General features: G+C 70.6%; 13 protein-coding genes and 1 tRNA gene. 5 read left to right on the plus strand and 9 right to left on the minus strand.

What is annotated here, in order from left to right; translation table 11 throughout:
* Positions 1 to 48 precede the first annotated feature (48 nt).
* The 3 genes from POL25_RS17315 to POL25_RS17325 all read left to right on the plus strand — a co-directional run bounded on the left by POL25_RS17315 (position 49) and on the right by POL25_RS17325 (position 3,564).
* Entirely contained in the window at positions 49 to 1,416 is a 1,368-nt protein-coding gene (locus tag POL25_RS17315; RefSeq protein ID WP_272087147.1) for a sensor histidine kinase, read from the plus strand.
* 12 nt (positions 1,417 to 1,428) lie between these two features.
* Positions 1,429 to 2,100: a response regulator gene (locus POL25_RS44380; protein ID WP_272087148.1), complete on the plus strand. Its 672-nt coding sequence runs from the start codon at positions 1,429 to 1,431 to the stop codon at positions 2,098 to 2,100.
* Positions 2,101 to 2,253: 153 nt separating this feature from the next.
* On the plus strand, positions 2,254 to 3,564 hold the full coding sequence (locus POL25_RS17325; RefSeq protein ID WP_272087149.1) for a hypothetical protein: 1,311 nt from the start codon (positions 2,254 to 2,256) through the stop codon (positions 3,562 to 3,564).
* A 250-nt stretch (positions 3,565 to 3,814) separates the two neighbouring features.
* Here the strand turns inward: POL25_RS17325 and POL25_RS17330 are convergent.
* The 8 genes from POL25_RS17330 to POL25_RS17365 form a co-directional block, all read right to left on the minus strand.
* A tRNA-Val gene (locus POL25_RS17330) sits at positions 3,815 to 3,886 on the minus strand.
* Positions 3,887 to 3,899: 13 nt separating this feature from the next.
* Positions 3,900 to 4,421, minus strand: a complete 522-nt coding sequence (gene folK / locus POL25_RS17335; RefSeq protein ID WP_272087150.1) for a 2-amino-4-hydroxy-6-hydroxymethyldihydropteridine diphosphokinase — start codon at positions 4,419 to 4,421, stop codon at positions 3,900 to 3,902.
* 43 nt (positions 4,422 to 4,464) lie between these two features.
* A complete protein-coding gene (locus tag POL25_RS17340) occupies positions 4,465 to 5,295 on the minus strand; it encodes a hypothetical protein (RefSeq protein WP_272087151.1) in 831 nt (276 codons plus the stop codon).
* Between the two features lie 12 nt (positions 5,296 to 5,307).
* Complete coding sequence (cyaY, locus tag POL25_RS17345) at positions 5,308 to 5,628, minus strand: iron donor protein CyaY (protein ID WP_272087152.1); 321 nt, start codon at positions 5,626 to 5,628, stop codon at positions 5,308 to 5,310.
* 34 nt (positions 5,629 to 5,662) lie between these two features.
* Entirely contained in the window at positions 5,663 to 5,995 is a 333-nt protein-coding gene (locus POL25_RS17350; RefSeq protein ID WP_272087153.1) for a hypothetical protein, read from the minus strand.
* Positions 5,996 to 6,003: 8 nt separating this feature from the next.
* A complete protein-coding gene (locus tag POL25_RS17355; protein ID WP_272087154.1) occupies positions 6,004 to 6,768 on the minus strand; it encodes a hypothetical protein in 765 nt (254 codons plus the stop codon).
* 70 nt (positions 6,769 to 6,838) lie between these two features.
* On the minus strand, positions 6,839 to 7,279 hold the full coding sequence (gene hemJ, locus POL25_RS17360) for a protoporphyrinogen oxidase HemJ (RefSeq protein ID WP_272087155.1): 441 nt from the start codon (positions 7,277 to 7,279) through the stop codon (positions 6,839 to 6,841).
* A gap of 33 nt (positions 7,280 to 7,312) precedes the next feature.
* The gene (locus POL25_RS17365; protein ID WP_272087156.1) at positions 7,313 to 8,089 is read right to left on the minus strand and encodes a 7-carboxy-7-deazaguanine synthase QueE; all 777 of its coding nucleotides are present in this window, start codon (positions 8,087 to 8,089) and stop codon (positions 7,313 to 7,315) included.
* A gap of 64 nt (positions 8,090 to 8,153) precedes the next feature.
* On the opposite strand from POL25_RS17365, the gene asnS reads away from it, so the two are divergent.
* Together asnS and POL25_RS17375 are read left to right on the plus strand one after the other, a co-directional pair.
* Positions 8,154 to 9,545: an asparagine--tRNA ligase gene (gene asnS, locus POL25_RS17370; RefSeq protein WP_272087157.1), complete on the plus strand. Its 1,392-nt coding sequence runs from the start codon at positions 8,154 to 8,156 to the stop codon at positions 9,543 to 9,545.
* 424 nt (positions 9,546 to 9,969) lie between these two features.
* Entirely contained in the window at positions 9,970 to 10,305 is a 336-nt protein-coding gene (locus tag POL25_RS17375; RefSeq protein WP_267742441.1) for a hypothetical protein, read from the plus strand.
* A gap of 609 nt (positions 10,306 to 10,914) precedes the next feature.
* Here the strand turns inward: POL25_RS17375 and POL25_RS17380 are convergent.
* A complete protein-coding gene (locus tag POL25_RS17380) occupies positions 10,915 to 12,150 on the minus strand; it encodes a hypothetical protein (RefSeq protein WP_272087158.1) in 1,236 nt (411 codons plus the stop codon).
* Positions 12,151 to 12,163: the final 13 nt, after the last annotated feature.

Here is a 12,163-nt window from a genome sequence, read left to right on the forward strand (position 1 = left end):
CTCACGGACATGTCCTTCGAAGCATGATGCACGACCAGCGAGGCGCGCATGTCTGAGAGGCCAGCGCCCGAGGGCCACCTCCGCTCGAGCAAGGTCGGTCTGCGCCGCTATCTTTCGGCGCGCATGGTGCCGCTGGTGGTGCTCTTGCTGGTGCTGGTCTCGGCCTCGGCGCCGCTGGCCTACGCCACCCTGCAGGCTCGCGGGCTGCGCTCGCAGGCGCGGGCGACCGCCGTCCAGGCGGCCGACGCGATCGCCCGTGAGGTCCAGGAGCGGCCGGTGCTGTGGCGCTACGACGCCGGCAAGCTGCTGGCCCATCTGCGCGCCTACGTCGACAACGCGGGGGCCGCTCGCATCGAGATCGCCGATCGATCGGGAGTGCGGATCCCCCTCGACCCCGAGCCGATCGCCAGCCCCGCCGCCGCTGGTCCGCTCGCCTGGGAGGCCGCGCCGATCATCCTCAACGACGAGGTCGTCGGCCACGCGTGGGTCGCCGTCAGCCTGGCCGAGGCCCGCAACGCCGCGCTGCTGCTGCTCGGACCGTTCGGCCTGCTCGGCGTCGGGCTCGCCGGTCTGCTCTACTTCATCCCGCTGGGCGCGATCACCCGCGCCGAGCGGCGCATCGAGCAGAGCCAGGCCGCGCTCGCCCGCTTCAACCAGACGCTCGAGCAACAGGTCGCCGAGCGCTCGTCGCAGCTCGGCGAGGCTTACGAGCAGCTGCGCCAAAAAGAGGGCCGGCTGCGCGAGCTGTCGGCCCGCGCCGTGCTGCTCCAGGAGGCCGAGCGGCGCGTCATCGCCCGCGAGCTGCACGACTCGGCCGGCCAGGCGCTCACGGCGATCCGCATCAACGTGCAGCTGATGGTCGAGCTGGCCGAGCCCGACAGCAAGACCGCCAAGATGGCCGCGCGCACCCTGACGATCGTCGACGCGACGCTCGAGGAGATCCGTCGCGCCGTCAGCATGTTGGGCCCGGCGATCCTCGACGACGTCGGCCTGGTCGCCGCGATCGAGCGGCTGTGCGACGACTTCGAGCGCGAGGACCTCGAGATCTGGCGGGAGCTCGAGGTGCCTGACGGCGGGCTGTCCGCCGCGCTCGAGAGCGTGTGCTACCGGGTGACCCAGGAGGCGCTGACGAACGCCGCGCGCCACGCCGCAGCCAGCGAGTTGCGGGTGGTCCTGAGGGTCGAGCCCGCGCACATCGTGCTGGAGGTCCGGGACAACGGCCGGGGGTTTGTCCCCGGCGAGCGCGGCGAGGGGCGTGGCGGTCGAGGGCTCGTCGGCATGCGCGAGCGCGTCGAGCTGCTCGGCGGCAACCTCCGCATCGACACCTCGACGGGAGCCGGCACTGCCATCCGCGTCGAGCTGCCGCGGCGGGCTTTGAGCGACGACGGCGACGACTCGGCCGTGGTCGTCGCGTGATACATTGCGAGCGTGAGCACCAAGAAGACCATCCGGGTCGTCCTCGCCGAAGACCACACGATCGTGCGCGAGGGCCTGCGCGCGCTGCTCGACGTGCGTGACGACATCGAGGTCGTCGCCGAAGTCGCCGACGGTCGCGCCGCGGTCGAGGCCGTGGCCGCCCACAAGCCCGACGTCGCGATCATGGACCTCGGCATGCCGGAGCTGAACGGCGTCGACGCCACGCGAGCGATCCGCAAGGACTTCCCGGCCACCCAGGTGCTCATCCTGTCGATGCACTCCGGCGAGGAGTACGTGCGCCCGGCCATCCGCGCCGGCGCCAGCGGCTACCTGCTCAAGGGCAGCGGCCTGTCCGACCTGGTGGCCGCGATCCAGGCCGTCTCGCAGGGCGACGCCTTCTTCAGCCCTTCGATCGCCAAGATCGTGCTCCACGACTCGCGCCGCGACGCGCGGCCCGGCGGGCGCGAGCCGCAGCCGGGTGACGCCCTCACCAATCGCGAACGCGAGATCCTCCAGCTCGTCGCCGAGGGCCGCTCCAGCCCGGAAATTGCCCGCCAGCTCAGTCTCAGCGTGAAGACCGTCGAGGGTCACCGCGGCCGCATCATGGCCAAGCTCGACGTGCACCACGTCGCCGGCCTCGTGCGTCACGCCATCCGCATCGGCCTCGTCTCGCCCGACGCGTAGACCTTCGGGCAGGGTCTGGACCGCTCCTCAGGGCGCCTCGAACGCGGTTTCGCGCCGAGTGGATCCCCTCGAATTTTCGCAGCGTGGAACTGCTGTGGTGTGGCGAAAAACGAGGTGGATAATTGCTCGTGAATCCACCGCGAGTTTTTCCCCATGCGAAATTTAGCCCTTTGCACCGCCCTGATGGCGCTGACGGCCTGTCCGGCCGACGACCCGAACACCACCGATTCGCCGACCAGCGACCCGACGACCGACGGGACCGCGTCCACGGACGGGACCGCGACGACCGACGGGACCGACGCGACCTCGACGACCGACGAGCCGACCTCGACGACCGACACGCCGACCTCGACGACCGACGAGCCGACCAGCACGACCGATCCGGGCACCACCACCGAGAGCGCCTGCGACGGCCTCGACATCCCGGCGATCGACGAGTCGGGTTGTGAGCCGCTCGCCACCGACTACCAGCCGCGCACCAACAATTCGGCCGACGACGAGTGGCCCGCGTGCGTGTCCGACACGGGCCCGTACACCCTCGTCGACAACCCGCCGAGCACCATCGCCCGCATCGTCGCCTACGAGAACATCGCCGACCTGCTGTGGCGCAAGGCCGACCCGACGCCCGCCGACTTCACCGCCGCGCGCAGCGAGTACGTGCTGCCCGAGGGCCTCGAGTCGCGGCTCGTCCGCCGCGAGGACCTGCACTTCCCGCCGATCCCCGAGGCCGAGTGGGACCCGCAGGTCGACGCCGACAAGCAGTGCACCGTCGAGGCGCTGGCCACCAAGTACGCCGAGCGCTGCGTCGGCCCGGCGGCGATGAAGCCGCTGGTCGACGAGGCGTTCGCCGCCGGTCAGGCCGGCGAGGGCGACGCCAAGATCCACGCGGCGCGGATCCACGGCGGCCTGCTCTGGTTCCTCTACCTCTCCGTGTACAAGGAGGCCAACACCTGCGCCACGGTCGCGCCGAAGGACTGCGACTCGGCCTGGGCCTACTACACCGGCGGCGAGGCGATCGACGCCCCGATCGGCATGGCCGCCGAGGTCGACGCGATCAGCGGCAACGCCCACGAGCGGATCCACGACGGCATCCTGGCCACCCGCTGCTGGCGTGACATCGCCCAGGACGGCGGCATGTACCCGCTGCTCGAGACCCTGCCCGACGACCAGCAGGAGCTGTTCGCGCAGGGCTGGGAGCAGCTCGACCAGGGCCTCCACCGCGGCTACGCGGTGATCGTCCGCGACCACATGCAGCAGTACGTCGACGCCTCCTGCAGCAGCGCCGACACCCAGGCCCACTGGGCGTTCCTGCAGGTCGCCGGCCCCGTGCTCAACCGCGAGGCCCAGGATCGCAACCCCGCCGAGGCCGGCAAGCTGGCCGCGCTGTGGACCACCGACGCCCCGGGCCCCGACGAGGTCACCGACGCGATCTTCGCCCTCGACGCGATCTTCCCCTGCCCGTAAGGGCATGCTCCGAAGGGCATGCTCTGAAGGGCATGTCCTTCAAGACATATGATGAGGGCCGAGCGCCGCGCGCTCGGCCCTCTCTTCGCGAGCTGGCTCTGTCCTCGAGACTCAGCGCGCGATCAGCCTCGGCACGCGATGACATGTCCGAAGAGACATCCGAGCGGCCTCTCCGGCGCGAGCGAACGTCACGCCATCCGGAACGAGAGAAGGGGCCGAGCTTCGCGCTCGGCCCCTTCTTCTCTTCTCATAGGCGGAACAGGGTTCGAACCTGCGACCCGCGCCTTGTAAGGGCGCCGCTCTACCGCTGAGCTATCCGCCTGGGCGCGAGGAAGCTAGCACAGCGGGGGCCCGCCGTGCGCGAGGATCGTGCGGGCCTCCGGGGCGAGCGCGGCCAGCAGCTCGGCCGCCGTGGCGCCGCCGCGCGGGCGCAGGTCCGGGCGCAGCGCCGCCAGCGGGGCGAGCACGAAGTCGCGACGGGCCAGCTCGGGGTGGGGCAGCACGAGCCGCTCGCTGTCGACCTGCAGCGAGCGACCGTCCTCGGTCATGACCAGCAGGTCGAGGTCGAGGGTGCGCGCCTCCCAGCGCTCGCGTCGGGTCCGCCCGTGCCGCGCCTCGAGCGCGAGCAGCCCGGTCAGCAGCTCCGCGGGCGCGAGCGTGGTCCGCAGCTCGACCACCGCGTTGAGGAACGGGTGAAGCGACGGTCCCAGCGGCCGGGTCTCGAACACCGGCGAGCAACGGAGCAGCTCGGTCCCGGCGATCACCCCGGCACGCAACGCTTCAGCCGCGCCGCGCAGCGTATCGAGCCGCTCGCCGAGGTTGCTGCCGAGGCCGACGTACGCGAGCGCCGAAGTCATGGCTCGCTCGCTCGCGCCGAAGCGACGCGTGGACAGATCTTCGTCATCGCGGCCCCGAATGCGCCGTGCCCGTGTGCGGCGCGTCCGTCGTGTGCGCGTACGGGGTCACCAGGGTGATCGGCAGCGCCCCCGCGAACCCGACCCGCAGCGTCGCCGCCAGCGCGCGTGGAGAGCGATCTGTCTCCGGGGACAGCTCACTCGTCTGGTCCTCGGCCGGCAGCGAGAAGCGGACCCGACCCTCGGCGTCGGCGTTGCTGGCGAGCACGCGCTCGCCGAGCACCAGCTCGACCGCGCGGCCGCTGGCCGGCCCGCTCGGCGGATCGCACGGCTTCACCGGACCCTCGCGCAGCGCCACCGCGTCGCTCACCCGCACCCGGTCGCGCGCCCGCACGCTGTCGACGATCCCCGCCGTCAACAGCCCCACGCCCACGCCGGTGAACACCCCGCCGATGCGCAGCCCCGTCTTCGGATCGCGGATGTACTGCATGCGCTCGGCGTCGTACGAGGGCTCGGCCGCGAACAGCTCCGGCCGCGCGAACGCCAGCGCCGCCGCCCCGAGCGCCAGCGCGGCCAGCCCGTACTCGAAGTAGATCATCGCGTCCGGCTTGCGGACGATCCGCTCCTCCTGCCGCGCCGCCAGGTGCGCCACCGTCCGGCACGACCGCAGCTCGCGGAGCTCGACCTCGAGGGTGCTCCCGCGCTGCGACCAGCGGGCCTCGACCGCCACCGCGACCACCCGCTCCTCGCTCAAGAGCGGCTGCGCGTCGGGGCGAACGATCGTGCGGAGCTCGGTCTCCGAGGTGATCTGCGAGCAGGCCGCGGCGAACGCCGCGACGAGGCCCAGAGCCGCCGAGGAAGGTCGGACCTCGCGCACGCGGTCACCTGGTCAAAGGGACACCTCGGTCCCGAGCTTCTTGCTGACCACCCGCGCGACGGTCGTCATCAACTCGTCGTCGGTCTTGCGGGCGATCCACTTGTTTTGCTCGGGCACGAAATCGAAGTGCCACGCGGTGGTGCCGGCGGCCATCCAGATCTGCCCGGCCGCGCTGTGGGCGTTGATGACGAAGCGCCCGCCGTCCTTGAACGAGAGCGTGAGCACGTCGCCGGCGAGCTGGACGTCGAGCTCCTCGAGCTCGAGCCCGCCGAGGTGCGCGTCGATGTGTTCGAGCGCCTTCGCCGACAGCTTGAAGAAGTCCTTCTGCTCCATGGCCCACGAGGGTTACGCGATCGTGCAGAGTCGGTCAATTCGCCGGTGTGGGGGCCGGAGGGGGCGATTTGGCGTCTGCCGCGTCTGGCGGCTTCGCGGGCGCTTCGGCCTTGCCGGCCGGCCCGCGGGCGCCCGGGTCGAGGCCCATCTGCCGCGCCTGGTCCTCGGAGATCTCGACGACCTCGACCGACTTGCCGTCGGGCAGCGTGAAGGTGTGCTTGGGCCCGTCGAGCACCGGAGCGGCGTTCTGCTCGGCCTGCTCGGCCTGCTCCTCCTTGTACTTCTGACACGCCATGTAGCCGAAGTAGGCGAGCAGCGGGACGTAGATGCAGAGCCGGATCAGGACGCCTTTGGATGGCAGCTTCATGGGGTGTCTCAAGGGTCGGACGTGAACTTGAGGTCGCGCCAGGTCGCGACCTGCGCGCGGCTGTCGGCGTGGAGGCGGGAGTCGCCGCTGACGGGCTCGAGCGCGCCGGTGGCCACCCGCGACAGGCGGAGCGTCGCGCTGCACGGCTCGGGCCGGGTCAGGCCGGTCTTGAGCTGCCCGGGGGCCACCTGCGCCGCGCCCTCGTCCGGTAGCTCGAGCACGATCGGCGCGGCCAGGCAGGTCACGCCGTCGATCGCGTCGTCGATGCGGGCGAGGATCGTCGCGCCGGCCCGCGCCGGGGTCCAGGCGACCTCGAACGCCTGCGCGCGCGGCAGCTTGGCGCCGGCCGTGGGCGCGGTGATCTCGAACGCCGGCGCCTCGACCGAGATGGAATAGATCGCCTCGTCGTCGTCGTCGTCGCGCAGGCGCAGCTCGTGCTTCACGGTCTCGCCGCCCTTGGCCCGGTCGACGGTCTCGGTCTTGTACACGTACGAGCCGCTGGGCTTGCGCACGCGCGTGGCCGTGACGCCGTCGACCGCGATCGAGCTGCGCTTGCACAGCGCCAGCGCCAGCCCGGCGTCGTCGTCGAGCCGGCGAATCTCGATCTCCGTGCGCGCCAGCTTGCCGTTGTGGTCGATGTACGCGGTGACCAGCAGGCCGTCTTCGGCGAGCCCGGCGCACGAGGCGTCGGTGCCCTCGCAGGCCGGCAGCCACGCGCACGCCACCAGCGCCAGCAGGCGGCAGGACGACGCGCGGCGGAGGCGTGCGACCATCACCGGCAGGATAGCAAAAAAAACCCGAGCGGCGTCGGGAGGGGCGCAAACGGCCGGGGCGCGCGGAGCTTCAGCCGCCGAGGTGGGGCTTCACCACGACCATGATCACGATGAGCAGCAGCGGGACGAGCGGCACCTCGTTGAGCAGCCGACATTGCCGCGAGGTCAGGTTGCAGCGCCCGGCTGCGAGGTCCTTGCGGACCTTGCCGCAGTAGAGGTGATAGCCGACGAGCAGCAGCAGCCCGAGCAGCTTGGCGTGGAACCACCCCTGGGCCATGTAGAAGCCCGGCATCTGCACGAACAGGGCGACGCCGAAGGTGGCGGTGAAGATCATCGCCGGCCAGCAGATCCCGCGGTACAGCCGCCGCTCCATGATCGCCAGCAGCTGCGTGATCTCGGGCTTGTCGCGGTTCTCGACGTGATAGACGTAGAGCCGGAAGATGTAGAAGAGCCCGGCGAACCACGCGACGAAGCCGATGATGTGGAACGCCTTGAGCCAGAGGTAGAGCACGGCCCAGTTCTACCTCTTCGCCGCGCCGCGGGCTCAGGTGCCCGGGGTGTGACCGAACATGTGGATGTGGAGCCGCTCGCCGAGGCGAAACCCGCGCTCGATGCAGATCGGCATGAGCGCGCGATAGGCCGCGGGCAGGGCCTCGCGGTCGGTGCACTCGGGCATGAGCAGTACGCGGCCGCGCTGGTCGTCGGGCACCGCGAGCTCGCGCAGCAGGGCCTCGATCTCGGCGACGTCGGCGGCGCTCTCGCCGGCGCGCACGACGAACTTGAGCTGCCACGGGAAGCTCGCCATCAGCCGCGCCAGCGCCGGCAGGTGGAGCCGCGTGCGCTCGTGCCGCTCGGCCTGCGCCGGGTCGCGGGCCCACGGCGTGCTGTGACGCAGCTTCGGGCTCAGCGACACCAGGTCACAGGCGAGGCCCTCGAGCCACACGGTCCCGGCGGTCTCGACGGTGACGTGATGCCCGGCCGCCCGCAGCTGCCGACTGAGCGCGGCGACCCCGGCGTACAGCAGCGGCTCGCCGCCGGTGAGCACGACGTGGCGCGGGCCGGCGGCGCAGAAGCCGAGCAGCTCGGTCAGCTCGGCGCGGCGGCTGGACGGCGCCCAGGACGTGCCGGGCGAGTCGCACCACGCGCAGCGGAGGTTGCAGCCGGACACGCGGACGAACGAGCTCGGGACGCCGACGAGCGTGCCCTCACCCTGCAACGAGATGAAGCGCTCGTGGATCGGCAGCCAGGTCGGCGGCGCGGCCGAGAGCGACGGCGGGGCCGAATTCCGGGCGCTGCCAGGCGGGTCGAAGGCGGCGGTCATGCGCGCGTCGTCGCTGTACCGCACTTGCGAACCCCGGGCCAGGAATTCTACGCTCGCGTCTGCCATGCAGACCCCGCGGACCAAGATCGTCGACGTGCTCCAGCTCGAGCCCCCGCGCGCCGGTGTGCGCGTCAAGGGCTGGGCGCGCACCGTCCGGGACAGCAAACAGGTCGTGTTCGTCGAGCTCCACGACGGCTCGTGCTTCGCCAGCCTGCAGGTGGTCGTCAACCCCGAGCTCGCCAACTACGAGCAGCTGCGCAAGCTGACGACCGGCAGCGCGGTCGAGATCGTCGGCGAGGTCATCGCCTCTCCCGCGGCTGGCCAGCGCGTCGAGCTCAAGGCCACCGAGGTGATCGTCGTCGGCCTGGCCGACTCGAGCTTCCCGCTGCAGAAGAAGCGCCACGGCTTCGAGTTCTTGCGCGAGATCTCCCACCTGCGTGCCCGCACCAACACCTTCGGCGCCGTCTTCCGCGTCCGCAGCGCCCTCGCCCAGGCCGTCCACGAGTTCTTCCAGCAGCGCGGGTTCGTGTACGTGCACACGCCGATCATCACCGGCTCCGACGCCGAGGGCGCCGGCGAGATGTTCCGCGTCACCACGCTCGACGTGAACAGCCCGCCGCGCACGCCCGAGGGCGCGGTCGACTACCACGAGGATTTCTTCGCTCGCCCGTCGTTCCTCACGGTGTCCGGCCAGCTCAACGGCGAGACCTTCGCCATGGGCCTGTCGGACATCTACACGTTCGGCCCGACCTTCCGCGCCGAGAACTCGAACACCAGCCGGCACGCCGCCGAGTTCTGGATGATCGAGCCGGAGATGGCGTGGTGCGACCTCGACGACGACGCGACGCTGGCGGAGGCGTTCGTCAAGCACCTCATGCGCACGGCGCTCGACCGCTGCGCCGACGACCTCGCGTTCTTCAACAAGCAGATCGATCCGGGCCTGGTCGCGCGCCTGCAGCACGTGCTCGACTCGAGCTTCGAGCGCATGCCGTACACCGAGGCGGTCCGCCGGCTGGAGGCCTCGGGCCAGAAGTTCGAGTTCCCGGTCCACTGGGGCGCCAACCTGCAGGCGGAGCACGAGCGCTACCTGACCGAGACGCTGGTCGGTCGCCCGGTCTTCGTCACCGACTACCCGACCGAGATCAAGGCGTTCTACATGCGCCGCAACGACGACGGCAAAACGGTCGCGGCGATGGACCTGCTGGTGCCGAAGATCGGCGAGCTGATCGGCGGCTCACAGCGCGAGGAGCGGCTCGACGTGCTGCTGGACGCAATCCGCAAGTCGGGCCTGCACGCGGAGCACTACAGCTGGTACCTCGACACCCGCCGCTTCGGCACGGCGCCGCACGCCGGCTTCGGCCTCGGCTTCGAGCGCCTCGTCATGTACGTGACGGGGATGGAGAACATCCGCGACGTCATCCCCTTCCCGCGGACGCCGCGGAACTGCGATTTCTAGAGCCATTGGGCGTGTGGGCCCAGGTATCACGCGTTGCGCGAGGCGCGCACGGTCCCAAAACGCATAAAAAAACCCAAGGAAATTGAGCAATTTGGCTGCAGCAGTCGGAAATCTCTGGCGACCCTCTGGCGCAAACGCTAGCCTTGTGTTCGTGGGCACAGGGGGCCTTGGGATGCAGGTAAACAGGGGCACAGACCGTGGGGACAGGGTTGAAGTTTTACCCGGCACCTGCGTCCAAAATAGTGCCGGCCTGATGCCGGGCTCTCGCACGCAACCTTGGATTGCCTGAGGAAGGTTTATTCCTATGTATCTCCGGAGAAACAAAGTCCGTTGTGGTGAGTCGCGCAGGACCTACCTGTCCATCGCGCACAATGTCTGGTGGTCCGGCGAGGGGAACAAGAAGGCGCAGAGCCGTCCCATCGTCGTGGCGAGCTTCGGAGTCGAAGACCAGGTCGATGTCGATCTGGCCCGCGACCTGGTCGCAGCGGTCGAACGCTGCGCCCCGAAGTTCCAGATCCGCCGAGGCGAGGGCAAAGAAGCGACGATGCGGATCGCCCAGGAGATCCGCAAAATCGAGCCGTTCCTCAAGGTGCTCGCCAGCCGCAAGCTGGGCCTCGCCCAGCACCTGCCGCCGCACCCGGAGCGCATGGTGATCCTCGAGGCGCTGATCCGCGACAAGCTCAGCGACCCGGCCGACACCACGATCGCCGCCCGCGAAGAGGCGATCCTGTCGAGCCTCAAGACTCACCTCTCCGCGTAAACCCCGACGCCGCCAAGGCATCGCTCCTCCCTCCGGGAGGCGGTGCCGTTTGTCGCCGGTAAAATTCCTCAGCTATCCACACGCGGCACCGATCCCCACCCCCGGGACCGGTGCCGTCGTCGCGACTGGAGATCGCTTCAAAGGCGATCTCCGAGGCCTTTCAACGACGGATGCGAAGCGATCTCCGCGGTGCATCGCGGGCGCGCCAGAGGCCCGAACAGTCGCGCGAGCGTGCCCGCGAAGAGGCCGCTCTCGCGCGAGCACGAGCATGGATGAGGCGATCTCTGTCGGAGAAAGTCGAGTGGCGCGAGCGATACGAGCCGCTCGAGCGAGAGCGATACGAGCCGCGCAAGCGAGCTGTGCTCACGTGAAGAACGACCGCGCGAGCCGATGCTCCCGTCGGCCCCAGTGCGAACGTCGGCGCTCCGCTCGAGACGAGCCGCGCAAGCGAGCTGTGCTCGCGTGAAGAACGACCGCGCGAGCCGACGCTCCCGTCGGCCCAGTGCGAACGTCGGCGCTCAGCTCGAGACGAGCCGCGCAAGCGAGCTGTACCGCGTGACGAACGACCGCAAGCCGACGCTCCGTCGGCTCACGGGCGAACGTCGGCGCTCAGCTCTTGAGCAGCGAGAGCAGCAGCTCCGCCGGCAGAGGCGCGTCGGGGCGGCGGGACACGAACACGTTGGTGCTGCCGAGGCGCAGCAGCGTGCCGATGCCGAGGCGTGGGGCCAGGACCTCGAGGGCCTTCACCTTCGTGCCGCCGAGATCGATCTCGCGGGCGCGCTCCTCGAACTTGGGGCGGTTCAGCGGCTGGGCGTCGACGAACACCTCGCTGAAGAACTCGACCTTGACGGCGAAATCGATCGCGCGACCGGTGAGGGTCTCCAGCAGCGCGCTCGGCAGACCGTCGGGCAGCGAGCTCTCGATCACCGGCACGATGTAGTTGCTGAGCAGCGAAGCCTCGGACAGCTCGACCGGGACCAGGACCACGAGGCCGCGCTCGTCCTCGACGTAGCGCAGCGACTTGGCGGCGTTCTCGCTGCGGGCCTGCATCTCCTGCAGCTCGGCGGCTCGCTCGCTGGCGCGGCGCTTGGTGTCGTCAGCCGCGGTGACCTGCGGCGCCTTGGCCGGAGCCTTGGCCGACTGGTTCGGGGGGCTCGCGGAGCTCGTGGCACTCACGGGGCTCGAACCACCCGCGGCGCTCGGCGGCGGGGCCGAGAAGCCCTGCGTGAGCCCGCCTCCGCGCGACGGCGGGGGCGGCGGAGGCGGCTCCTCGCCCATGTCGTCGAGCTCCTCGTCGCCGGCTTCGCCCGGCGGCTGGCCGACCAGCGCCATCAGCAGGTTTTGGTCGTTGCCGGTCGGCTCCATCAGCGACAGCTCGATGCGGGGACCGCCGGCGAAGCCGTTGGCCAGGTCGTCGACGGTGATCCGCAGCTGATCGACCAGGCGCGTGACCGGCCAGTGCTGACCCGACGTGTCGCGGTCGCTGTCGTCGGCCGCCAGCGCCTGGCCGCGCTGAGCGACGAGGAAGCCTTCGCGGCGGTTGGGGCCGGAGCGCACGTAGTAGACGAAGCACTGCCGCGGCACCGCCTGGCTGGCGGCCAGCGCGATGTCCGGGTTGGTGCGCCAGAACTCGGCGGGGTCCTCGCCGACCACGTTGCCGTGGATCCGCGCCAGCGCCAGCGGCGACGTCGGGTGCCGGGAGATCTCGAGCGTCGCGTCGAGGATGTTGCGGACCTTGCCGAGCAGCAGCTCGGCGATCACGGCCGCAAGCACCGTCGGTCGGAACATGTCGAGCGGGAAGATCAGCCCGCCGTGGCTCGTGGGCGCGGTGGAGAGGGTGTCCATACGGGTGGCCGGA

Origin of the sequence: Nannocystis bainbridge (assembly GCF_028368995.1) — a bacterium.
GTDB classification, from domain to species: domain Bacteria; phylum Myxococcota_A; class Polyangia; order Nannocystales; family Nannocystaceae; genus Nannocystis; species Nannocystis bainbridge.

Excerpts from the sequence above, each read along its gene's own strand:
- folK (WP_272087150.1), bottom strand. The coding sequence starts at position 4,421 with ATGACTTCGGCGCTCGCGTACGTCGGCCTCGGCAGCAACCTCGGCGAG.
- POL25_RS17365 (WP_272087156.1), bottom strand. The coding sequence starts at position 8,089 with ATGACCGCCGCCTTCGACCCGCCTGGCAGCGCCCGGAATTCGGCCCCG.
- cyaY (WP_272087152.1), bottom strand. The coding sequence starts at position 5,628 with ATGGAGCAGAAGGACTTCTTCAAGCTGTCGGCGAAGGCGCTCGAACAC.
- POL25_RS17315 (WP_272087147.1), top strand. The coding sequence starts at position 49 with ATGTCTGAGAGGCCAGCGCCCGAGGGCCACCTCCGCTCGAGCAAGGTC.
- POL25_RS17325 (WP_272087149.1), top strand. The coding sequence starts at position 2,254 with ATGCGAAATTTAGCCCTTTGCACCGCCCTGATGGCGCTGACGGCCTGT.
- POL25_RS17380 (WP_272087158.1), bottom strand. The coding sequence starts at position 12,150 with ATGGACACCCTCTCCACCGCGCCCACGAGCCACGGCGGGCTGATCTTC.
- asnS (WP_272087157.1), top strand. The coding sequence starts at position 8,154 with ATGCAGACCCCGCGGACCAAGATCGTCGACGTGCTCCAGCTCGAGCCC.
- POL25_RS17350 (WP_272087153.1), bottom strand. The coding sequence starts at position 5,995 with ATGAAGCTGCCATCCAAAGGCGTCCTGATCCGGCTCTGCATCTACGTC.
- POL25_RS17355 (WP_272087154.1), bottom strand. The coding sequence starts at position 6,768 with ATGGTCGCACGCCTCCGCCGCGCGTCGTCCTGCCGCCTGCTGGCGCTG.